A 21,545-nucleotide genomic window follows, 5' to 3' on the forward strand; every position below is an offset into this window, starting at 1 on the left:
CCCGTCGGAGTCCGGCCGCAGGGACCTGCTACCCTTTCCCTCATGGAAAACACCGCCGAACCCGTCCGCACCACCCCCATGGCCCGCCGCTTCCGCGGCTACCTGCCCGTCGTGGTGGACGTGGAGACCGGCGGCTTCGACTGGAACCGCCACGCCCTGCTCGAACTGGCCGCCGTGCCGCTGGATCTGGACGAGAACGGCCTGCTGGTGATGGGCACCACTTCCAGCGTGCACCTGCACCCGGCGCCCGGCACCGAGATCGACCCCAAGTCGCTGGAGGTCACCGGGATCGACCTGGATCATCCGTTCCGCTTCGCCAAGCACGAGAAGGAGGCGCTGGACCATGTGTTCGCGCCGGTGCGCGCGGCGGTGAAGAAGCACGGCTGCCAGCGCGCGATCCTGGTGGGCCACAACGCGCACTTCGACCTGAACTTCCTCAATGCGGCGGTGGCGCGGGTCGGCCACAAGCGCAACCCGTTCCATCCCTTCAGCGTGTTCGACACGGTGACGCTGGCCGGCGTGGCCTATGGCCAGACCGTACTGGCGCGGGCCGTCGCCGCCGCCGGCTTCGACTGGAACGCCGAAGACGCGCACTCCGCCGTCTACGATGCCGAGCAGACCGCGCGCCTGTTCTGCACCATCGCCAATGCCTGGCCCAAGCCACTGGGCTGAAGCGTCCTGCCGGCGCCACCCTGCCACTGACCGCGCTCCAGGCCGACATCGTCGCCCAGTGGATCGGCGCCATCGTCCATGCGTTCACCACTCCCGGCAGGCGGGGTGTGGTGTTCTGCCGCCATCTCCCCGTACGACCTGGCGTGCTGTCGCGCCCTGCCGCCTAGCCTTCGCCGCTGCCCGCCGAGTCCACCGGCGGCCGTGCGGTCATCGCCGCGCCCGCCGATGCGACGATGATCGCGACGATCGCCAGCCACTGCAGCACGGTGAGTTGTTCGTGCAGGAACAGCAGGCCGCACAGTGCACCGATGGCGGGTTCCAGGCTCATCAGCATGCCGAAGGTACGCGTCGGCAGTTTCGTCAGCGCCACCATCTCCAGGCTGTAGGGCAGCGCGGTGGACAACAGCGCCACGCCGAACGCGATGGGAAGCAGCGCAGGCGAGAGCAGCGCGGTGCCCGCATGCGCCACGCCGAACGGCACGGCGACCAGTGCGGCGATGGAGGTGCCCAAGGCGACGGTCTGCGGTCCGTGGTCGTTGCCGGCCTTCTGCCCGAACACGATATACAGCGCCCAGCACGTACCCGCGCCGAGCGCATAGGTTGCACCAATGGGATCCAATGCCTGCGTGCCCTGCTCCGGTACCAGCAGCACCAGCCCCAGCACGGCCAGTGCGACCCAGACCACATCGCGCAGGTGGCGCGAGCCGAACAGCGCCACCGCCAATGGACCGGTGAACTCCAGCGCGATGGCGATGCCCAGCGGCACCGTTTCCAGCGACTTGTAGAACATCAGGTTCATCAGGCCCAGCGAGATGCCGTACGCCAGCAACGCGGGCCACTGGTGCCGCTGGACACGCATGCGCCAAGGGCGGAACACCGCGACCAGCAGCAGCGTCGCCAGGGCCAGGCGTAGCGCGGTTGCGCCCGTCGCACCGACGGCGGGAAACAGATGCTTGGCCAGCGATGCGCCCGACTGGATGGAGACCATGGCGACCAGCAGCAGCGCGATCGGCTGCCAGCGCGACGCGGCGGGAGAAGACGAGACGAAGTTCATGGGGAAAACGGCCTGCACCGGGCACGTGGAGCGCCCCGTGCTTGTGGGGGATACGATTGCGCACTATATTGCGCAATCGAAGCTTAACTTATGCGCAATATATTGCGCAACTTCTCTCCATGAGCGTACTTGAACACGTGGCCGAGAACGTCCGCCGCCTTCGGACCGCCGCCGGCCTCAGCCAGCAGGCCCTGGCCGAGACGGCCGACGTCAGCCGGCGGATGCTGGTCGGCATCGAATCCGGCGACGCCAATGTCAGCCTGAACACCCTGGACCGCATCGCCGAGGCGTTGCGGGTGAGCTTCGCGGACCTGGTGAAAGCACCGGCCAAAGATCTGCGGCGCATCGAGGCCCTCGCCTGGCAGGGACGCATGCCCGGCTCGCAGGCCGTGCTGTTGGCCACCGCGCCAGCGGCGCACGATGTCGAACTCTGGGCCTGGACGCTGATGCCGGGCGACTGCTACACCTGCGGCGCGGATCCGGCCGGCTGGCACGAGATGTTCTTCGTCATCGAAGGGCAACTGGTGGTGGAGCTGCCCGAGGGCGAACAGACCGTCGATGCCGGCGACTTCTTCGTCTTTCCCAGCGACCGCGACTACGCCTACCGCAACGGGGGGCAGACGCCGCTGCGCTTCATCCGCAACGTCGTGCACTGAGCAACATGCGCATCACTTCGCCGGGGCGATACCGTGCCGGCGCAGGATGTCGCGCACGCGATCCAGCGGAATCGCTTCGACCGTCTCGCCGTTGCCGCTGATCGTGGTCGCCATGAAGATCGCGTTGTAGATCGCCTCCTCGACGGCCTCCACGCTGGCCTGGAACACCGCGCTCATCTGCTCGTTGGCCAGTTCCGAGGTGTCCAGCTTCGGGGCATCGAAGGCGCGGCGGACCGAGTCCGCGGTGGAGAACGCGAGTACATAGTCGCCACTGCCGTTGGACGCCGAACTGCCGGTGCGCCCCAGGCCCATCATCGCGCGCGAGGCGACGCGACGCAGGTTGCGGTCGCCCAGCGGCGCATCGGTGGCGATGACGATGATGATGGAACCGTCCCCGCGGTCGTCCGCCAGGCCTCGCGGACCGTCGGTGCTGGCCGCCACTGCGTTCTGGAATGCATAGCGGTCGAGCTCGCGCCCGACCGGCGCACCCGCCACCTGCAGCACGCCTCCGAAATTGGCCTGCACCAGCACGCCCACCGTCCATCCGCCCAGCGATGCGGGCAGCCTGCGCGAGGAGGTGCCGATACCGCCTTTCCAGCCGAACGCCACGGTGCCGGTGCCCGCTCCCACGCTGCCTTCCTGCACGGGGCCGCCGCTGGCCGTCTCGAGCGCGCGCCGCACGGCCTGGGCGGTGACAGGGCGCGCGCGGATGTCGTTGAGTCCCCCATCGTTGGTCTCGCCGACCACCACGTTGAGCGACCGTACCTGCTGCATGTCCGGACGCTCCAGCATCCACGCCGCCATCGCATCGGCCGCCTTCCACACGCACAAGGTGCAGGTCAGCACGATGGGCGTTTCCAGTTCGCCCAGTTCGTTCACCTGGGTGCTGCCGATGAACTTGCCGAAGCCGTTGCCGACATGCATGGCGGCAGGCACGCGCGAACGGTAGGGATTGCCGGGATGCGGCAGGATCGCGGTGACGCCGGTGCGCACGTTGTCGCCTTCCACCAAGGTCACCTGGCCGACGCGCACGCCCGCCACGTCGGTGATCGCGTTGTGCGTGCCGGGGGCGAAGATGCCCGGCGCCACACCGAGATCGCGTGCACGCGCGCGGGGCGCGTCCTGCGCGAAGGTGCCGGCGGAAACGACGGCCAGCAGCAACGCCGCCAGCCGGATCGAGGAACGGTGCAGCGCTGCAGGCATGCGGATTCCCTTATTGGCGTTGGCGGACGGCTTCGAACAGGGTGACGCCGGCGGCGACCGACACATTAAGGCTCTCGATCTCGCCGGGCATGGGAATCTTCACCAGGCCATCGCAGTGCTCGCGCGTCAGCCGGCGCAGGCCGTCGGCCTCGCCGCCCAGCACCAGCGCGACGTTGCCGCGCAGGTCGAGCGAGTACAGCGACGCCTCGGCTTCACCCGCCAGGCCGTAGATCCAGACGCCGAGCTGCTGCAGGTCGCGCAGGCAGCGCGAGAGGTTGGTGACCTGCACCACCGGGATGCGGTCGGCCGCACCGGCCGAGGTCTTGCGCACGGTGGCGTTGACGCCCACCGACTTGTCCTTGGGGATGACCACCGCAGTGACGCCGGCACCGGCGGCGCTGCGCAGGCACGCGCCCAGGTTGTGCGGGTCCTGCACGCCGTCCAGCACCAGCAGCAGCGCCTTGCCTTCGGCGGCTTCCACCAGGCCCTGCAGCTCGCCCTCGTCCCAGGTCTTGGCGGCGGCATAGCGGGCGGCGACGCCCTGGTGGCGCAACGAGCCGGCCACGCCGTCCAGCGCCTGCCCGGTGACACGGCGCACATCGATGCCCTTGCGGCGCGCGTTCTCTTCGATCTCGGTCAGGCGCGCGTTCTTGCTGCCGCCCTCGACCAGCACCTCGCGCACATTGTCGGCGTCGTTCTCGATGGCCGAGGCCACCGCATTGACGCCGACGATCCACTGGTTCTGCTTGCTCATGCGCTGAACGGCCGCGTTGGAAAGGCCGGCATTATCGCATCGACCGCCCGGTCAGCGCGGCGGCCAGGCCGGCGTGTCGTGGTCCGGATGCTGGTAGGAGACGACATCGGCGAGGAAGGTGGCCGCGGCCTCGTCCTCCTCGGTACGCCGCTGCGGCAGCGCCGGCAGGTCGTCCACGTACGGCAGCTTGCCTTCCACGCCGTACTGCACCCACGGCGCCAGGGGGCGGGGATCATCGAATGCGCCCGCCGCCACCGCCACGCCATCCGGCGCCTCGTAGGTCAACGGCGTGCCGCAGTCGGCGCAGAAGCCGCGGCGGACCACGTTGGACGACTGGAACCGCTTCGGCTCACCGCGTGTCCATTCCAGTACCGCACCGCGCGTGGACACCAATGGCGCGTAGTAGGCACCGAACGCCTTCTGGCACATGCGGCAATGGCAGATGGAAGCGTCCTTCAGGTCGCCGGTGACGCGGAAGCGGATAGCGCCGCATTGGCAGCCGCCGGTGTGGATTTCAGTGGACATGAGGGCTCCCTCGCCGCAAATGAACAACGCGAAAGTTCAACACCGTCATCCCAGCGAAAGCCGGGACCCAGCGACTTTGGTTCCGTCGCGACCGTCGTCTGCGTGAACTTCGTAGCGTTGCCAGCACAAGGCCCTGGGTCCCGGCTTTCGCCGGGATGACGGACCTGGATCAGTACTTCTTCTTCGTGCGCTTGGCCGGCTGGCCACGTGGCGGGGGCGGCGGCAGGCCCTGGTCCTGCTTGTCCTCCACCAGGCGGAAGTCGATCTTGCGCTCTTCCAGGCTGGCCTTCAGCACGATGATGCGCACCCGGTCGCCCAGCCGGAACGACATGCCGCGACGCTCGCCGGACAGCGTCTTGCGGAGCGGATCGAAGTGGTAATAGTCGTGCGGCAGCTGGGTCACGTGGACCAGCCCGTTGACCTTGGACTGGTCCAGCTCCACGAACAGGCCGAAGCTGGTGACGCCACTGATGACGCCGTCGAACTGGCCGCCGACATGTTGCTCCATCCAGGCCGCGCGGTAGCGTTCGTCGACCTCGCGCTCGGCTTCGTCGGCACGGCGCGCACGTTCCGAACACTGCAGCGAAAGCGCCGCCATCTCGTGTTCGGAATACTGGAATTTCTCCGGCTTTCCCTTGGTCAGCGCGTACTTGATGGCGCGGTGCACGAGCAGGTCGGGATACCGGCGGATCGGCGAAGTGAAGTGCGCATAGGCTTCCAGCGCCAGGCCGAAGTGACCGGCATTGTCCGGCGAGTAGACCGCCAGGCTCTGGCTGCGCAGCACCACCGATTCCAGCAGGGCCACGTCGGGACGCTCACGGATCTTCTTCAGCAACTGGGTGAAATCCCGTGGCTGCACCCTGCCCCAGGGCGGCAGGCTCAACTTGAACTCCTTGAGGAACTCGAGCAGGTCGGCGTACTTGGATTCCGGCGGCCGGTCGTGCACGCGGTACGGCGCGGGAATGCGCGCGCCCAACAGGAACCGGGCGGCCTCCACGTTGGCCGCGATCATGCATTCCTCGATCAGCTTGTGCGCATCGTTCCGCTGCAGCATGCCGGCCTGGGTGACCTCCCCGCGATTGTCCAGTTCGAAGCGGACTTCGGACGTCTCGAACTCGATCGCGCCGCGCTTCTCGCGCGCCTTGGCCAGCAGGCCATACAGCTCGTGCAGGCGCTCGACCTGCGGCAGCAGCGCGCCGATGGACTGGCGGGCCTCGGCGTCGCCCTCGCCCACCGCCTTCCACACCTGGTCGTAGGTCAGGCGTGCGTGCGAACGCATCACCGCCTCGTAGAACGTCGACTGGGTGACTTCGCCCTCGCTGTTGACCTGCATGTCGCAGACGAAGCACATGCGGTCCACTTTCGGATTCAGCGAGCAGATGCCGTTGGACAAGGTCTCCGGCAGCATGGGCACCACGAAACCCGGGAAGTACACCGACGTCGCACGCTTCTGCGCTTCATCGTCCAGCGGCGTGCCGGGACGCACGTAGTGCGAGACATCGGCGATGGCCACGACCAGGCGGTAGCCGCTGCGGTTCTTCATGCGCAGGCCCTGGCGATTGCTTTCGCAATACACCGCATCGTCGAAGTCCTTCGCATCGGCGCCGTCGATGGTCACCAGCGGCATGTCGCGCAGGTCGACGCGGTTGCCGATCATCGCCGGCTCGATCACCAGCGGTACGGCCGTGGCCTCGTCCAGCACCTCCTGCGGGAACTCGTGCGGCAGGTTGTGGCCGTGGATCGCGGCCTCCACCACCAGCGACGGCGTCAGGCTGTCGCCCAGCACGGCGATGACCTTGCCGATGGGCGGACGACGCGCATCCGGCGCCTGGGTCAGCTCGACCACCACCAGCTGGCCGTCGCGCGCGCCACCGGTGGCGTCCTGCGGGATCTGCACGTTGCGCTGGATGCGCTTGTCGTCGGGCGCCACGTAGGCGATGCCGACCTCGAAGCCAAAACGGCCGATCAGCCGGGTGACCCCGCGTTCCAGCACGCGCGCGATGCTGCCTTCGCGGCGGCCGCGCCGGTCGATGCCGGTGACGTTGGCCAGCGCGCGGTCGCCATGCATGACCTTGCGCATTTCATAGGGCGGCAGGAACAGGTCGTCGCCTCCGCCGGCGTCGGGCCGCAGGAAGCCGAAACCGTCCGGGTTGGCGATCACCGTGCCGGCGATCAGCGCAGTGTGCTGCACCGGCGCAAAACCGCCGCGCCGGTTCTGCACCAGTTGTCCGTCGCGGACCATCGCGCCCAGGCGCTTGGACAGGGCCTCGAAGCGGTCGGGTGCCTGCAGGCCCAGCGGACCGGCGATCTCCTCGGCCGTCTGCGGTCCCTCGGCGGCCTCGAGGAAACCGAGGATGGCTTCGCGACTGGCGATGGGCTGGTCATAACGTTGCGCTTCGCGCTGCGCGTGCGGGTCGACGAAACGCCCCGACGTGCGCGCGGGCGCGGCGCGGCGCGTGGCCGGCGCCGAAGACTTCGCCCCGCCGCCGGTCGGCGGCAGGTCGGGCATCCAGGGGGGAAGGCTCTTCCCGGTCTTGGCGGGTTTGCCCGATCGCTGCCCGGCGCTCTGCGTGCGCGGGGTGCTTCCCTTGCCGGCGCCGCTCTTGCCGCCGTTCCGTGTGGTTTTCTTGGTCATGCGTCGATGGTACACCCCGGCTGAACAACGCCATGCGAAAACACCCGTTGACATTCCCCCGCCCGGTCCGCAAAATGCGCGCCTCGCTTACCTGCCCAGGTGGCGGAATTGGTAGACGCACTAGTTTCAGGTACTAGCGGGTAAAACCGTGGAGGTTCGAGTCCTCTCCTGGGCACCACGCATCACGAAGACCCCCGCGCAAGCGGGGGTTTTTCGTTTCCGGCGGCCGGACGCCTCACACACGCATGCCGGCAACCGAAGTAGGCTGATGGCCGGCCGTCAGGCGGCACCTTTCCCCCGGGGCACGCATGGAGTTCCAACAGATCCTTTTCCTGGTCATCCTGGCGGTCACGCTGGGGCTGTTCATCAGCGAGAAGCTGCGCATCGACCTGGTCGCGCTGCTGGCCCTGCTGGCGCTCACCCTGACCGGGATCCTGGGACCGAAGGATGCGCTGGCCGGCTTCGCCAGCGAACCGGCGATCATCGTCGCCGCGGTGTTCGTGCTGTCGGCCGGCCTGTCGGCCACCGGCATCACCGACCGCATCGGCGCGGGCATCGGCCGGGCCGCAGGCGGCAGCGAGTGGCGCACCATCGCCGTGGTCATGCCGGCCACGGCGGCGCTGGCGGCGTTCTCGCACCACGTGATGGTCACGGCGATGATGCTGCCTATCCTGATGCGCATCGCGCGCGAGCAGAAGCTGGCCGCATCGCGCCTGCTGATGCCCATGTCGCTGGCCGCATCGCTGGGCACCACGCTGACGCTGTTCAGCGCACCGGCATTCCTGTTGTCCAACGACCTGATCAAGCGTGCCGACCTGCCCGCGCTGGACATCTTCGCCATCACCCCCATCGGCATCGCGCTGGTGCTGCTGGGCACGGTGTACATGCTGCTGGCGCGCTGGCTGGTGCCCAAGCGCGACGGGGAAACGCCGCAGGGGGATTACCTGAAGCTGGACCGCTACTACACCGAGCTGCTGGTGGAAGCGGAGTCGCCCTGGGTCGGCAAGACCCGCGGCGACTTCTCGGACGCGTTCAAGGATCGCCTGCAGGTGGTCGACTGGCTGCGCCACGGCATGCGTCGCCGCAACCAGCACCCCGAAAGCCCGTTGGCCGCCGGCGATGTGCTGCTGGTACGCGCCTCGCCAGACGAGATCGCCTCCATCCGTGACGAGCCCGGCCTGGCCCTGCACGCCGTGGCCAAGTACGGCGATACCCCCGGCGAGCGCCCCAAGTCCGAAGCGCTGGGCGACGAGCAGCTGGTGCAGGCGGTCGTGGCGCCCCATTCGGAGTTCGTCGGCCGCAGCGTGGCCGACATCGACTTCCTGCGCAATCTCGGCGTGGTGGTGGTGGGCCTGTGGCGCCGCGAGGGCTGGCTGCACGGCGAACTGTCCGAAACCGTGCTGCAGGAAGGCGACCTGCTGGTCCTGTGGGGCCAGCAAGAGAACCTGGAACCGCTGGCGACCCACCACGGCTTCCTGATGCTGATGCCGTTCAGCGGCCGTGAGAAGTCGCGCCGGCGCGCGCCGGTGGCGCTGCTGATCATGGCAGCCGCCGTGGCCGCCGCGGCCACCGAGACGCTGGCGCCGCACATCGCGTTCCTGGCGGGGGCGGTGGCGATGGTGCTGACGCGCTGCGTGGACATCGAGCGCGCCTACCAGGAAATCGACGTGCGCATCTTCGTGATGATCGGCGGGGTGATTCCGCTGGGCATCGCCATGGAAAAGACCGGCACCGCCGCACTGGTGGCCGACCTGCTGCTGAACCACGCCGCCCACTGGTCGCCGCTGGTGCTGCTGCTGGTGATGTTCGGTACGGCCGCGCTGCTGACCCAGATCCTGTCCGATGCCGCCACCACGGTGCTGCTGGCACCGATCGCGCTGGCGCTGGCCACGGGACTGGGCTTGAACCCTGTGCCGTTCGTGGTCTGCACGGCGATGGGGGCGGTAGCCTCGTTCCTCACCCCCATCGGCCACCACGGCAACCTGCTGATCCTCACTCCGGGCCGCTACACCTTCGGCGATTTCCTACGCGTGGGCGCGCCCCTCACCCTGGCCATCGCCTTCACCACCGCCTGGCTGGCACGCTGGCTGTGGCTGGGCGGACCGCTGCTGCCGGGTATCGGCGGCTGAGACGGGGCGGCGGGTAGAATGGCCGGGTTTTCCGACCCGCAGACCGTACACCCGCAATGACCGAAACGATCCGCCCCACCTTCCACGGCTTCGAGCAGATCCCGCTGCGCGAGTACGCCGAGCGCGCCTATCTCGACTACTCGATGTACGTGGTGCTGGACCGCGCCCTGCCCTTCATCGGCGACGGGTTGAAGCCGGTGCAGCGGCGCATCGTCTATTCGATGAGCGAGCTCGGCCTGAACGCCGGCGCCAAGCCGAAGAAGTCCGCACGCACCGTCGGCGACGTGATCGGCAAGTACCACCCGCACGGCGACAGCGCCTGCTACGAAGCGCTGGTGCTGATGGCGCAGCCGTTTTCGTACCGCTATCCGCTGATCGAAGGCCAGGGCAACTTCGGCTCGCCGGACGATCCGAAGTCGTTCGCGGCCATGCGTTACACCGAATCCAAGCTCACCCCTATCGCCGAAGTGCTGCTGGGCGAGCTGGGCCAAGGCACGGTGGACTGGACGCCTAACTTCGACGGCACGCTGGAAGAGCCGACCTGGCTGCCGGCGCGACTGCCGCACCTGTTGCTCAACGGCACCACCGGCATTGCGGTGGGCATGGCAACCGACGTGCCGCCGCACAACCTCAACGAGATCGTCAGTGCCTGCATCCGCCTGATCGACGATCCGGACGCGACGGTCGCCGACCTGTGCGAGCACGTACGCGGCCCGGACTACCCCACCAAGGCGGAGATCATCACCGCGCCCTCCGACCTGCGCGCGATGTACGAGAACGGCACCGGCAGCGTCCGCGCGCGTGCGGTGTGGCGCAAGGACAATGCCAACCTCGTCATCGAGGCCCTGCCCTACCAAGTGTCGCCGTCCAAGGTGATCGAGCAGATCGCGGCGCAGATGCGGGCCAAGAAGCTGCCCTGGCTGGAGGACATCCGCGACGAATCCGACCACGCCAACCCGGTGCGCGTGGTGCTGATCCCGCGCTCCAACCGCGTGGATGCCGAACAGCTGATGGGCCACCTGTTCGCCACGACCGACCTGGAGAAGAGCTACCGGGTCAACCTCAACATCATCGGGCTGGACGGCCGCCCGCAGGTCAAGAACCTGCGGATGCTGCTGACCGAGTGGCTGGCGTTCCGCAGCGACACTGTCACCCGCCGCCTGAAGCACCGCCTGGAGAAGGTCGAGCGCCGCCTGCACCTGCTGGAAGGCCTGCTGGTCGCGTTTCTCAACCTGGATGAAGTCATCCGCATCATCCGCACCGAGGACGAACCGAAGGCGGCGCTGATCGCGCGCTTCGCACTGAGCGAGGAACAGGCCGACTACATCCTCGATACCAAGCTCAAGCAGCTCGCCCGCCTGGAGGAAATGAAGATCCGCGGCGAGCAGGACGAACTGCAGGCCGAACGCGAGAAGATCGCCGGCATCCTGGAGTCGAAGGCCAAGCTGAAGAAGCTGATCAAGGACGAACTGACGGCGGACGCCAAGAAGTTCGGCGACGCGCGCCTGTCCCCGCTGGTACAGCGCGATGCCGCCCAGGCCCTGGACGAAACCGAACTGGTCGCCAGCGAGCCGATGACGGTGGTGCTGTCGGAAAAGGGCTGGATCCGCGCCGCGAAGGGCCACGACGTGGATGCCGCCACGCTGTCGTACCGCGATGGCGACGGCCTGCTGGCGGCGGTGCGCTCGCGCAGCACGCAGCAGGTGGCGTTCCTGGATTCGGAAGGCCGCAGCTACTCCACCGCCGTGCACACGCTGCCCTCCGCGCGCGGCAACGGCGAGCCGCTGACCGGCCGCTTCTCGCCGGCCGCGGGCGCGTCGTTCCGTGCCCTGGCCAGCGGCGACAACGACAGCCGCTTCGTGCTGGCGTCTTCGCACGGCTACGGTTTCGTAACGCGCTTCGAGAACCTCACCGGGCGCCAGAAGGCGGGCAAGGCGATGCTCAACCTGACCCCGGGCGCGGGCGTGCTGCAGCCTGCACAGGTCGCCAACGTCGGGACCGACCGCATCGTCGCCGTGACCAGCGCGGGCCACCTGCTCGCGTTCCCGGTCAGCGAACTGCCCGAGCTGGACAAGGGCAAGGGCAACAAGCTGATCGAGATCCCCAAGGCCAAGCTGGGCACCGAGCGCGTGGTCGCCATCGCCGCTGTCGCGCCGGGCAGCACGTTGCTGGTGAAGAGCGGCCAGCGCACGATGAGCCTGTCGTTCAAGGATCTGGACGAGTACGTCGGTGCACGGGCGACGCGCGGCGGGTTGTTGCCGCGGGGGTGGCAAAAGGTCGACGGACTGGACGTCCAGTAGTTCACCGCATGGGCGCGCTGCGGCGCGTTCGTCACCGCCGCCGACCGTGGTTTCAGGGCGCGCGGCAGAAGGTCGACGGACGGGATGCGCAGTCGTTCACGAGCGTCCGTGACATCATCGCCGCTGTACGGCGAATTCCCCCTGCCCGTTTCAGCGAGGACTACACCCATGGATGCCGACTTCTGGTTGCAACGCTGGCAGGAAGGCCAGATCGGCTTCCATCGCAGCGACGTGATGCCGCTGCTGGAAAAGCACTGGCCCTCGCTGCAGCTGCCGGCGGGCAGTCGCGTGCTGGTGCTGCTATGCGGGAAATCGCTCGACATGCACTGGCTGGCGGCGCAGGGCCATCGCGTGCTGGGCGTGGAGCTGTCACCGCTGGCGGTGACGCAGTTCTTCGAGGAAGCCGGACTGACACCGGTGCGGACGACGAGCCCATACGGCGAGCACTTCCGCGCCGGCCCGGTGGAGATCATCCTGGGCGATGCATTCGGGCTGGATCCGGCGCTGCTCGCGGAGGTGGCCGGGGTGTACGACCGTGCGGCGCTGATCGCGTTGCCGCCGGACCTGCGCCTGCGCTATCGCGACACGGCCTATGCATCGCTCCCCACCGGATGCCAGGGACTGCTCATCACGCTGGAGTATCCGCAGGCCGAGAAGGCCGGTCCGCCGTTCTCGGTGGAACAGCCCGAGGTGGAAGCGCTGTTCGCCACGCCGTGGCGGCAGGAGCTGCTGGAACGGCGCGACATCCTGGACCAGGAGCCGCGCTTCCGCGAAGAAGGCCTGAGCGCGCTGGCGACCGCCGTGTACCACCTGACGAACGGACATCTGTAGGAGCGGGCCATGCCCGCGATGCTCCTGCGTTACCTGCGTCAAAAGCATCGCGCCCATGGGGCGCTCCTGCAGCCAGCGCGGCATCTTGCGCAACGGTCAGGAAATACGAGGCTAACGTCGAGCGCCAGACCCGCGCTTACTTGGCGGTCGGTTCGCCGTCGAGCTTGGAGGTCAGGTACAGCTCGATGCCCAGACGCTTGATCAGGCCCAATTGCTGTTCCAGCCAGTGCGCGTGGTCTTCTTCCGTATCCTTGAGCTGCGCCAGCAGGATTTCGCGGCTGACGTAGTCGCCGTGCTGTTCGCACAGCGCCATGCCCTTGGCCAGGTGCGCGCGCACCGCGTACTCGACCTCCAGGTCGCGCTGCAGCATCTCCTCGACGGTCTTGCCGGCCGTGAAGGCTTCCGGACGCATGTCCGGGTCGCCCTCCAGGAACAGGATGCGCCGCAGCAGCGCGTCGGCGTGCTGGGTTTCTTCCTGCATTTCGTGGTCGATGCGGTGGAACAGCGCCTTCAGGCCCATGTCCTCGTAGCGCCTCGAGTGGATGAAATACTGGTCGCGCGCGGCCAGTTCGCCGCGCAACAAGAACTTGAGGTAGTCGACGACGTCCGGGTGGCCTTTCATGGGGGTACGGCTCCTGTAGCAAGGCGCACAGGATGCCCGATCCCGCCGGCCGGCGGCCGAATCGGAATCAGTCGCGTTCGTCGTCGCACCGCGGCGTGGACCGTCATCGCTTCCGTGGAATAATCGCCGCGCCCGCCCCTAGCCTCAGGACCCGCAATGCTGAAGTGGACCCGGCGCATCGCGCTGCTGCTGTTGGCCCTGGTCGTACTGGTGCTCCTGATCGCATGGTGGATGCTGCGCGGAAGCCTGGCGCAGTTGGAAGGCGAGTCGGACCTGGCGGGACTGTCGGCGCCCGTCAGCATGCAGCGCGACGCCCTGGGCGTGGTCACCATCGATGCGGCCAGCGAATCCGATGCCGTCCGTGCACTGGGCTACGTGCACGCGCAGGAACGCTACTTCGAGATGGACCTGATGCGCCGCAGCTCGGCGGGCGAGCTGGCCGAGCTGTTCGGCCCCATCGCCGTCGGCCTGGACAAGGACCGCCGCGTGCACCGGATCCGCGCGCGCGTGTCGGCCAACCTCGACGCGTTCGCGGGCAACCGCATGCCCCAGCTGCAGGCCTATGCCGACGGCGTCAACGCCGGTCTCGGCAACCTGCGCGCCAAGCCTTGGCCCTACCTGCTGCTGCGACAGGAGCCGCGTCGCTGGGACGTGCTGGATTCGGCGCTGACGGGCTATGCGATGTATTTCGACCTGCAGGATGCGCAGAACGTGCGCGAGCTGGGCCTGTGGCAGATCCGCCGACACGTGCCGCAAGGCCTCTACGATTTGCTCGCGCACGATGGCACCGAATGGGACGCGCCCCTCTATGGCGAGCCGCGCGGCAACGCCACGCTGCCGGACGCCGGCCAGGTGGACCTGCGCACGCTGCCGATGCCGAAGACGGATTCCCACCAGCGCCTGGCCGACAAGGGCACGCCGGGCAGCAACAACTGGGCGGTCGCCGGCGCATTGACGGCCGATGGCCGTGCCATCGTCGCCGACGACATGCACCTGGGACTGCGCGCGCCGGGCATCTGGTTCCGCGTGCGCCTGCGCTATCCCGACCCGCATGCGCCGGGCGGCCAGGTCGACGTCTCCGGCTTCAGCCTGCCCGGCCTGCCCGCGATCATCGTGGGCAGCAACGGACGCGTCGCCTGGGGCTTCACCAACAGCTACGCGGACACCGCCGACTGGTATCCGGTGGTCCCGTGCGAAGGCCACATCAGCGCGGGCTGCGAGCCCGTTACGCGCCATGCCGAGACGATCAGGGTCGCCGGTGGCGAAGACGTGCCGTTCGAGGTATTCGATACCCGGCACGGCCCGATCGTCCATCCTGCGAAGGGGGACCGTCCCGCACTGGCGCTGCGCTGGGTGGCGCAGTTGCCGGGCGCACTGAACTTCGGCCTGTCGGACCTGGCACGAGCCGGCGACCTGTCCGCCGCCCTCGCCGTGGCCCAACGCACCGCGACGCCTGCACAGAACCTGGTCGTCGCGGATCGCAATGGCCGCATCGCGTGGCGCATCCTCGGTCCGTTGCCATCGCGCGCGGGCGCGTGCGCGCACGCACTCGACCGGGCAGTCGGCGTGTCGCCCGACGACGACACGGCCGCATCCTGCACGCCCTGGGACCTGTCCTATCAGCTCTCGCCGGTGCTCACGTCGCCGGAGAACCACCGTCTCTGGACCGCCAACGCGCGCGTGATCGAAGGCGATGCGCTGGCGCGCGTCGGCGACGGCGGCTATGCGCTGGGTGCGCGCGCGAAGCAGATCCGCGATGGCCTGATGGCGAAGGATCGCTTCACCGAGCAGGACCTGCTGGCCATCCAACTGGACGACCGTGCGCTGTTCCTGGAGCGCTGGTGGCGGCTGTTGCAGGACGAAGCGAAGACGCGGCCGGCAGCATCCGCCATGAAGGCCATCGCCGAGGCCGGCAAGACCTGGGAAGGGCGCGCGGGCGTCGATTCGGTCAGCTATCGCCTGGTCCGCGCCTGGCGCCTGGCCGTGCACGCGCGCATCGCCGACGGCCTGACGGCGCCCGCACAGGCGGCGCTGGGCGACGACTTCGTCATGCCCGACCTGCCGCAGCTGGAAGGCGTGGTATGGCCGTTGCTCGAACAGCGTCCCGCCCATCTGCTCTCGCGCCGCTACGAGAGCTGGGACGCACTGCTGGAAGACGCAGCGAAGGAAGTGCGCGACGACCTGGCCGACCAGGGACCGCTGGCCGAGCGCCGCTGGGGCGAGCGCAACACGGCCAGGATCTGCCACCCGCTCGCCGACGCCCTGCCCGCCTTCCTGAAGCCCCGGCTCTGCATGCCGGGCGAAGCGCTCGCCGGCGATGGCGCCATGCCTCGCGTGCAGGGGCCGGCTTTCGGTGCGTCCGAGCGCATGGTGGTGTCGCCGGGGCACGAGGCCGACGGCATCATCCACATGCCGGGCGGCCAGAGCGGCCACCCGATGTCGCCGTTCTGGGGCGCCGGCCATGATGATTGGGTACACGGCCGGCCGACACCCTTCCTGCCGGGCGAAGCGACCCACACGCTCACGCTGCGGCCCGCCAACGCTCAACCCAGATAACGATCCGGCACCGCCAGCCCTTGCTGGCGGAAGAAGCAGATCTGGTCGAAATAGCCGCGCTGGAACACGATGCGGCCGTCGCGTACCTGGAAGAAGCCGCAGCCCCGCAGTCCAAGCGGATCACGCCAGTCCATGACGGCCCACTCGCCGTCCTCGAGGATCTGTTCCACCTCGCACACCATCGTCGCGCGCGCGCATTCGGTGCGGAACAGGCTCATGATCGCCTCGCGGCCGTGCAGCGGATCGGTTCACCACCTGGTGATTGACGGCGTCTTCCGCATACAACGCGCCAGGCCGTCGACGTCCGCCGCATTGAAGCAGCGGACCCTTCTCGCAACGACGACCGCGGCCGGCGTCATGTCGTCGTCGCCGGCAGCGCGGACGCATGCACGCCCGCGACAGCGCGGCCCGACGGATCGGCCATCTTCGCGAAGCTGGCGTCCCAGGCGATGGCGGCGGGCGAGGAACACGCGATCGATTTGCCGCCCGGCACCGTCTCGGCGCAGGCCTGGCCCGGGTAGTGCTGTTCGAACAGCGTGCGGTAGAAGTAGGCTTCCTTGGTCTGCGGCGGGTTGACCGGGAAGCGCTTGTCGGCCGCCGCCAGTTCGCGGTCGCTGACCTGCGCCTCGGCATGCGCTTTCAACCCGTCGATCCAGCCATAGCCCACGCCATCGCTGAACTGCTCCTTCTGCCGCCACAGGATCGACTCCGGCAGGTAGCCGTCGAAGGCCTCGCGCAGCACGCCCTTCTCCATGCGCCGTGCGCCATCGCCCGTCTTGTCGATCATCTTGTACGCCGCGTCCATCTTCATCGCCACGTCGAGGAACTCCACGTCGAGGAACGGCACGCGCGGCTCCACGCCCCACGCCATCATCGACTTGTTGGCGCGCAGGCAGTCGTAGTTGTGCAGCGCGTCCAGCTTGCGCACCAGTTCCTCGTGGAATTCGCGCGCGTTCGGCGCCTTGTGGAAGTACAGGTAACCGCCGAAGATCTCGTCGCTGCCCTCGCCCGACAGCACCATCTTCACGCCCATCGCCTTGATCCGCCGCGCCAGCAGATACATCGGCGTGGACGCGCGGATGGTGGTGACGTCGTAGGTCTCGATGTGCCGGATCACCTCCGGAATCGCGTCGAGCCCTTCCTGGAAGGTGTAGGTGAAGCCATGGTGCACGGTGCCCAGCGCCTTCGCCGCGACTTCGGCGGCCGCCAAGTCGGGCGAGCCCTCCAGGCCGATGGCGAAGGAGTGCAGCCGCGGCCACCACGCTTCCGTGGTGTCGTCGTCCTCGACGCGATGGCGTGCGTAGCGCGCAGCCACGGCCGCGACCAGCGAGGAGTCCAGCCCGCCGGACAGCAGCACGCCGTAGGGCACGTCGGTCATCAGCTGCCGGTGCACGGCGCGTTCGAACGCCTCGCGCAGTTCGTCCTTCGACACCTGCACGCCTTCGACGGCCGCGTAGTCGCGCCAGGGCTTCTGGTAGTACTTCACCAGCGCACGCGTGGCGGTGTCGTAGTAGTGGCCCGGCGGGAACTGCGCCACGTCGGCGCAGATCGGCGCCAGCGCCTTCATTTCGGAGGCCACGCACAGACGGCCCTCGCGGTCGTGCCCCCAGTACAGCGGGCAGACGCCGATGGGATCGCGTGCGATCAGTGCGCGTCCCTTCGCCTTGTCCCATAGAGCGAACGCGAAGATGCCATTGAGGCGGTTGAGGAACGACGCAGGATCGTCTTCGCGATACAGCGCGTTGATGACTTCGCAGTCCGAACCGGTCTGGAAGGCATAGTGCTGCACCAGTTCCACCTTCAGTTCGCGATGGTTGTAGATCTCGCCATTGACGGCCAGGACCAGTTCGCCGTCGGCCGAGCGCAGGGGTTGCGAACCGCCAGCCGGGTCGACGATGGCCAGCCGCTCGTGCACGAGGATGGCGCCCTCGTCGTGGTACACGCCGCTCCAGTCTGGCCCGCGGTGGCGCTGCTTCTGGGACAGCTCCAGCGCCTGCCGTCGCAGGGCCGCAATGTCGTCGCCGGGCTGCAGCCCGAAGATGCCGAAGATGGAACACATGGATGGAAACTCCTGGGTGGGGTCGGTGACGGGAGCCGGAAACGAAGAAACCCGCATCTCGCGATGCGGGTTTCTGGTATCCGGCAGGTCTTTCTTTGCCTAGTCGCAGAGCCGCATCGCCCGCGTCCCGTTGTTCGGGCGCAGGTTGTTGCGGTTGTTATTGATGGCGGTGCGGCAGGGCATGGGGCGACCGTAACCGGTCCCGACAGGACCGCGCAACTGTTTCATCCGTAAGGAAAGCGCATCGCCTGCGCTCCTCAGATGGCGGGCCGGGTCAGCATCAGCCGCTCCACCAAGGCCTGGTACAGGCCCGGCAGCGCCTGCAGGTCGGACACCCGGACGTGCTCATCGACCTTGTGGATGCTGGCATTGACCGGCCCGACTTCGATGCACTCCGCACCCAGCGGTGCAATGAAGCGCGCATCGGACGTGCCGCCGGCCGTGCTCTCTTCCGGCGGCGCACCGGAGAACTCGCCGAGCACCGCGCGCGCCGTGGCCCGCAGGTGGCCTTCCGGCGTGTAGAAGGGCTCGCCGCCGCGCAGCCACTGGATGCTGTAGTCGACCCCATGGCGGCGGAGGATGCCCTCGATCTCCTGTTCCAGCTTCTCCGCTGTCCAGCTGGGATTGAAGCGCAGGTTGAACACCACCTGCAGTTCGCCCGGGATGACGTTGCTGGCGCCGGTGCCGGCGTGGATGTTGGAGATCTGCAGGCTGGTCGGCGGGAAGGTCTCGTAGCCTTCGTCCCACTGGCGCGCGGCCAGTTCGTCCAGCGCGGGCAACGCCTTGTGGATGGGATTGAGCGCCTTGTGCGGATAGGCGACATGGCCCTGCACGCCGTGCACGCTCAAGGTACCGGTCAGGGTGCCACGACGGCCGACGCGCAACAGGTCGCCCAGTGCTTCCTTGGACGACGGCTCGCCCGTGATGCACCAGTCGATGCGCTGGCCGCGCTCGCGGAACAGTGCCGCGACCTGCTTCACGCCGTCGTGGGCGGGACCCTCCTCGTCCGAGGTCACCAGCAGCGCGACCGTGCCCGGATGATCCGGGTGCGCATCGACGAAGCGCTCCAGCGCGATCGTGCACGCGGCCACACTGCACTTCATGTCGGCGGTACCGCGCCCGTAGAGCACGCCATCGCGGACGGTGGGCACGAACGGATCACTGGTCCACGCGTCCAACGGCCCCGGCGGCACCACGTCCGTATGGCCCAGCAGCACCAGCACCGGCGACCCGCTGCCATGCGTGGCCCAGAGGTTGTCGGTCTCGCCGAAGCGCAGGTGTTCGCAGCGGAATCCCCATTGCGACAGACGGGTCGCCAGGACCTGCTGGCAGCCGGCGTCGTCCGGCGTCACCGAGTGGCGGCGGATCAGTTCGCAGGACAGTTCGACGACATCGCTCACGCGCCGGCTCCGAACATCTTCTTGAAACCATTGTCGCTGAAGCCCTGTGAAAAGCCGCCTTCACCGGTGACGACCACGGGGCGACGGATCAGCTGCGGATACTCCTTCAGCAGCAGCTTCCACTCCGCATCCGACCCCGGCGACTTGCGGTTCTCCGGCATTTGCCGCCAGGTCGTCGACGACTTGTTGATCAGCGCGTCCCACCCGCCTGCCTTTTCCGCCCAGTCCTTCAGCGTCTCGGGCGACTGCCGGTTGTCGCGGTAGTCGACAAAGGTGTAGGCGACGCCGAAGCGGTCCAGCCACTTCGTCGCCTTCTTGCAGGTGTCGCAGTTCTTTAGACCGTAAAGAGTGGTTGTCATGGCGTTACGTGGACGGAACGAGAGCGATCAGCAATGTTACAGCAGGCGCTCGGATACCACGCCGAAGGGAACCCTTGGTAGAAGGAAGCAGAGCGCATCCGCAGGATCCGCTCCCACCTGCTCGAGCATCGGACAATGAAGGCTCCGCAGGGTCAGGGGAACCACGGTGGACAGATCAACGGGCAACGCAATCACCGTGAAGGCAGTGGCTCCGTCAGGCGCGATGGATACCGCAGCATCCTGGCAGGCAAGGAAGCGGACCGCCGCGTCACGACTTCCGAAACTTGCCACCCAGGAAGCATCGGGAGGCCATGGGTCGCCAACGCCCAGCTCTGCGAGGAGCGCGGGCGCACCACCGTCTCCCGGCGCGATGCGCGTCGACACGATGGCGTGGTCGCAACGATGCTGCATGGAGTGTGCAAGTTGGGGCTGCATCGCGTCACTGAAAAGGCGCGCGCCCACGACATGGGGCAGGCTGTCCATGACATTGCGCAGGAACAGCACGGTGGGCGCAGCGTCATTCGAATCGTCTTCACGCAGCACGTAGCACCGCCAGTTGCTCTGCAACGGAGACGGGAACAAACGGCGAAACGGCCCCGCAAGCGCGGGACCGAAATGTCCATGCCGATAACTGAGGATCGTGAAGGGCGTGCGTCCCTCCCAGGAGGGGTAGTGATAGCCGGCAGGCGGTACAGGCAGCGCCTGGATGTCGACCCACCAGCTCATGTAGGCGACATCCACCACATCGCTGACCAGTGCAGGCATGGGCCAGCGCGCAGCGATCCAGCGACGCAATTGCCGCCAAGCCGAGAAGCCGACGAGCCGCTCGACAAAGCGTCCCCACGCGCCCGCTACCGGATGGAGGTAGCGGGATGCCCGGTCCAGTGGCGTGCCAGCATCCATGCGGCTAACGGCAGGTCAGTCCGCCAATCCGCGCAGCAGTTCGTTGACGCTGGTCTTGCTGCGCGTCTTCTCGTCGACCTGCTTGACGATCACTGCGCAGTACAGCGAGTGCGACCCGTCGGCGGCCGGCAGCGAGCCGGAGACCACGACGCTGCCCGGCGGCACGTAGCCATAGGTGATTTCCTTGGTCATGCGGTTGTAGATGCGCGTGGACTGGCCGATGAAGACGCCCATGCCGATCACGCTGTGGTGGCCGACCACCACGCCTTCGACCACCTCCGACCGCGCACCGATGAAACAGTGGTCCTCGATGATCGTCGGGCTGGCCTGCAGCGGTTCCAGCACGCCGCCGATGCCGGCGCCGCCGGACAGGTGGCAGTGCTTGCCGACCTGCGCGCACGAGCCCACCGTCGCCCAGGTATCCACCATCGTGCCCTCGCCGACGTAGGCGCCGATGTTGACGAAGCTGGGCATCAGCACCACGTCCTTGCCGAAGTACGTGCCACGGCGCGCGATGGCGCCCGGCACGACACGCACGCCCAGCTTGCGGAAGTCGTTCTCGTCGAACGCACCGAAGCGCGCCTCCACCTTGTCCCAGAACGGCGCCGGATAGGCTTCGACCAGCTCCATCTCGTTGACGCGGAAGTACAGCAGCACGGCCTTCTTCAGCCACTCGTTGACCTTCCAGCCACCCTTGCCGTCGGGTTCGGCCACGCGCAGTTTCCCGCTCTCCAGACCCTCGATGGCGAGTTCGACGGCGGTACGGGTGGAACCCTCGATCTCGATCGACGTCAGTTCGGCACGGCGCTCGAAGGCGCTCTCGATGGTGGACTTGAGTTCTTCGGTCTTGGTGGCTTTGCGGGTCATCGAAGGTCCTGCAGGGATGT

At 67.9% G+C, this 21,545-nt stretch carries 18 protein-coding genes and 1 tRNA gene; 7 read left to right on the plus strand and 12 right to left on the minus strand.

Features of this window, described 5'->3' with window-relative positions:
- Window positions 1-42: 42 nt before the first annotated feature.
- Window positions 43-672 (plus strand): ribonuclease T, encoded by a 630-nt coding sequence (gene rnt / locus IAE60_RS16690; protein WP_162109916.1) that lies wholly within the window; start codon window positions 43-45, stop codon window positions 670-672.
- A gap of 163 nt (window positions 673-835) precedes the next feature.
- Here the strand turns inward: rnt and rhtA are convergent, their stop codons facing one another.
- The gene (gene rhtA, locus IAE60_RS16695; protein ID WP_187573095.1) at window positions 836-1,726 is read right to left on the minus strand and encodes a threonine/homoserine exporter RhtA; all 891 of its coding nucleotides are present in this window, start codon (window positions 1,724-1,726) and stop codon (window positions 836-838) included.
- 119 nt (window positions 1,727-1,845) lie between these two features.
- On the opposite strand from rhtA, the gene IAE60_RS16700 reads away from it, so the two are divergent.
- Complete coding sequence (locus IAE60_RS16700) at window positions 1,846-2,382, plus strand: helix-turn-helix domain-containing protein (RefSeq protein ID WP_187573096.1); 537 nt, start codon at window positions 1,846-1,848, stop codon at window positions 2,380-2,382.
- 12 nt (window positions 2,383-2,394) lie between these two features.
- On the opposite strand, the gene IAE60_RS16705 is transcribed toward IAE60_RS16700, so the two are convergent.
- The 4 genes from IAE60_RS16705 to rnr all read right to left on the minus strand — a co-directional run bounded on the left by IAE60_RS16705 (window position 2,395) and on the right by rnr (window position 7,373).
- Entirely contained in the window at window positions 2,395-3,585 is a 1,191-nt protein-coding gene (locus tag IAE60_RS16705; protein WP_187573097.1) for a DmpA family aminopeptidase, read from the minus strand.
- Between the two features lie 10 nt (window positions 3,586-3,595).
- On the minus strand, window positions 3,596-4,339 hold the full coding sequence (rlmB, locus tag IAE60_RS16710; RefSeq protein ID WP_185896673.1) for a 23S rRNA (guanosine(2251)-2'-O)-methyltransferase RlmB: 744 nt from the start codon (window positions 4,337-4,339) through the stop codon (window positions 3,596-3,598).
- Between the two features lie 51 nt (window positions 4,340-4,390).
- The gene (locus IAE60_RS16715) at window positions 4,391-4,864 is read right to left on the minus strand and encodes a GFA family protein (RefSeq protein ID WP_187573098.1); all 474 of its coding nucleotides are present in this window, start codon (window positions 4,862-4,864) and stop codon (window positions 4,391-4,393) included.
- 169 nt (window positions 4,865-5,033) lie between these two features.
- Window positions 5,034-7,373, minus strand: coding sequence for a ribonuclease R (gene rnr, locus IAE60_RS16720; protein WP_425504478.1), 2,340 nt, complete (start codon window positions 7,371-7,373; stop codon window positions 5,034-5,036).
- A 219-nt stretch (window positions 7,374-7,592) separates the two neighbouring features.
- On the opposite strand from rnr, the gene IAE60_RS16725 reads away from it, so the two are divergent.
- From IAE60_RS16725 to IAE60_RS16740, 4 genes are all read left to right on the plus strand, one after another.
- A tRNA-Leu gene (locus IAE60_RS16725) sits at window positions 7,593-7,677 on the plus strand.
- A 130-nt stretch (window positions 7,678-7,807) separates the two neighbouring features.
- The gene (locus IAE60_RS16730) at window positions 7,808-9,628 is read left to right on the plus strand and encodes an SLC13 family permease (RefSeq protein WP_187573100.1); all 1,821 of its coding nucleotides are present in this window, start codon (window positions 7,808-7,810) and stop codon (window positions 9,626-9,628) included.
- 56 nt (window positions 9,629-9,684) lie between these two features.
- Window positions 9,685-11,928 carry a DNA topoisomerase IV subunit A gene (gene parC / locus IAE60_RS16735; RefSeq protein WP_187573101.1) on the plus strand — a complete coding sequence of 748 codons (2,244 nt, stop codon included), beginning with the start codon at window positions 9,685-9,687 and terminating at the stop codon, window positions 11,926-11,928.
- A gap of 168 nt (window positions 11,929-12,096) precedes the next feature.
- Window positions 12,097-12,759 (plus strand): thiopurine S-methyltransferase, encoded by a 663-nt coding sequence (locus tag IAE60_RS16740; RefSeq protein WP_187573102.1) that lies wholly within the window; start codon window positions 12,097-12,099, stop codon window positions 12,757-12,759.
- A 136-nt stretch (window positions 12,760-12,895) separates the two neighbouring features.
- On the opposite strand, the gene bfr is transcribed toward IAE60_RS16740, so the two are convergent.
- Entirely contained in the window at window positions 12,896-13,381 is a 486-nt protein-coding gene (gene bfr, locus IAE60_RS16745) for a bacterioferritin (RefSeq protein WP_187573103.1), read from the minus strand.
- A 156-nt stretch (window positions 13,382-13,537) separates the two neighbouring features.
- Here bfr and IAE60_RS16750 point away from each other — a divergent pair, with 156 nt between their 5' ends.
- A complete protein-coding gene (locus IAE60_RS16750; protein ID WP_187573104.1) occupies window positions 13,538-15,937 on the plus strand; it encodes a penicillin acylase family protein in 2,400 nt (799 codons plus the stop codon).
- On the opposite strand, the gene IAE60_RS18875 is transcribed toward IAE60_RS16750, so the two are convergent.
- From IAE60_RS18875 to dapD, 6 genes are all read right to left on the minus strand, one after another.
- Complete coding sequence (locus tag IAE60_RS18875) at window positions 15,925-16,155, minus strand: nuclear transport factor 2-like protein (RefSeq protein WP_244966601.1); 231 nt, start codon at window positions 16,153-16,155, stop codon at window positions 15,925-15,927. The genes IAE60_RS16750 and IAE60_RS18875 overlap by 13 nt on opposite strands.
- Window positions 16,156-16,292: 137 nt before the next feature.
- Entirely contained in the window at window positions 16,293-17,996 is a 1,704-nt protein-coding gene (gene asnB / locus IAE60_RS16760) for an asparagine synthase B (protein ID WP_187573105.1), read from the minus strand.
- Between the two features lie 257 nt (window positions 17,997-18,253).
- Window positions 18,254-19,396 carry a succinyl-diaminopimelate desuccinylase gene (gene dapE, locus IAE60_RS16765; RefSeq protein WP_187573106.1) on the minus strand — a complete coding sequence of 381 codons (1,143 nt, stop codon included), beginning with the start codon at window positions 19,394-19,396 and terminating at the stop codon, window positions 18,254-18,256.
- A complete protein-coding gene (locus IAE60_RS16770; protein WP_185896683.1) occupies window positions 19,393-19,755 on the minus strand; it encodes an arsenate reductase in 363 nt (120 codons plus the stop codon). Before IAE60_RS16770 ends, dapE begins: the two co-directional genes overlap by 4 nt.
- A gap of 36 nt (window positions 19,756-19,791) precedes the next feature.
- The gene (locus tag IAE60_RS16775; protein WP_187573107.1) at window positions 19,792-20,658 is read right to left on the minus strand and encodes a hypothetical protein; all 867 of its coding nucleotides are present in this window, start codon (window positions 20,656-20,658) and stop codon (window positions 19,792-19,794) included.
- A 15-nt stretch (window positions 20,659-20,673) separates the two neighbouring features.
- On the minus strand, window positions 20,674-21,525 hold the full coding sequence (gene dapD, locus IAE60_RS16780) for a 2,3,4,5-tetrahydropyridine-2,6-dicarboxylate N-succinyltransferase (RefSeq protein ID WP_187573108.1): 852 nt from the start codon (window positions 21,523-21,525) through the stop codon (window positions 20,674-20,676).
- Window positions 21,526-21,545: the final 20 nt, after the last annotated feature.

The organism is Pseudoxanthomonas mexicana, from assembly GCF_014397415.1.
Lineage (GTDB): Bacteria > Pseudomonadota > Gammaproteobacteria > Xanthomonadales > Xanthomonadaceae > Pseudoxanthomonas_A > Pseudoxanthomonas_A mexicana.

Excerpts from the sequence above, each read along its gene's own strand:
- rnr (WP_425504478.1), bottom strand. The coding sequence starts at position 7,373 with ATGCCCGACCTGCCGCCGACCGGCGGCGGGGCGAAGTCTTCGGCGCCG.
- IAE60_RS18875 (WP_244966601.1), bottom strand. The coding sequence starts at position 16,155 with ATGAGCCTGTTCCGCACCGAATGCGCGCGCGCGACGATGGTGTGCGAG.
- IAE60_RS16770 (WP_185896683.1), bottom strand. The coding sequence starts at position 19,755 with ATGACAACCACTCTTTACGGTCTAAAGAACTGCGACACCTGCAAGAAG.
- IAE60_RS16730 (WP_187573100.1), top strand. The coding sequence starts at position 7,808 with ATGGAGTTCCAACAGATCCTTTTCCTGGTCATCCTGGCGGTCACGCTG.
- asnB (WP_187573105.1), bottom strand. The coding sequence starts at position 17,996 with ATGTGTTCCATCTTCGGCATCTTCGGGCTGCAGCCCGGCGACGACATT.
- IAE60_RS16750 (WP_187573104.1), top strand. The coding sequence starts at position 13,538 with ATGCTGAAGTGGACCCGGCGCATCGCGCTGCTGCTGTTGGCCCTGGTC.
- dapD (WP_187573108.1), bottom strand. The coding sequence starts at position 21,525 with ATGACCCGCAAAGCCACCAAGACCGAAGAACTCAAGTCCACCATCGAG.
- rhtA (WP_187573095.1), bottom strand. The coding sequence starts at position 1,726 with ATGAACTTCGTCTCGTCTTCTCCCGCCGCGTCGCGCTGGCAGCCGATC.
- IAE60_RS16775 (WP_187573107.1), bottom strand. The coding sequence starts at position 20,658 with ATGGATGCTGGCACGCCACTGGACCGGGCATCCCGCTACCTCCATCCG.
- IAE60_RS16715 (WP_187573098.1), bottom strand. The coding sequence starts at position 4,864 with ATGTCCACTGAAATCCACACCGGCGGCTGCCAATGCGGCGCTATCCGC.
- rlmB (WP_185896673.1), bottom strand. The coding sequence starts at position 4,339 with ATGAGCAAGCAGAACCAGTGGATCGTCGGCGTCAATGCGGTGGCCTCG.
- IAE60_RS16700 (WP_187573096.1), top strand. The coding sequence starts at position 1,846 with ATGAGCGTACTTGAACACGTGGCCGAGAACGTCCGCCGCCTTCGGACC.
- IAE60_RS16740 (WP_187573102.1), top strand. The coding sequence starts at position 12,097 with ATGGATGCCGACTTCTGGTTGCAACGCTGGCAGGAAGGCCAGATCGGC.
- parC (WP_187573101.1), top strand. The coding sequence starts at position 9,685 with ATGACCGAAACGATCCGCCCCACCTTCCACGGCTTCGAGCAGATCCCG.
- IAE60_RS16705 (WP_187573097.1), bottom strand. The coding sequence starts at position 3,585 with ATGCCTGCAGCGCTGCACCGTTCCTCGATCCGGCTGGCGGCGTTGCTG.
- rnt (WP_162109916.1), top strand. The coding sequence starts at position 43 with ATGGAAAACACCGCCGAACCCGTCCGCACCACCCCCATGGCCCGCCGC.
- bfr (WP_187573103.1), bottom strand. The coding sequence starts at position 13,381 with ATGAAAGGCCACCCGGACGTCGTCGACTACCTCAAGTTCTTGTTGCGC.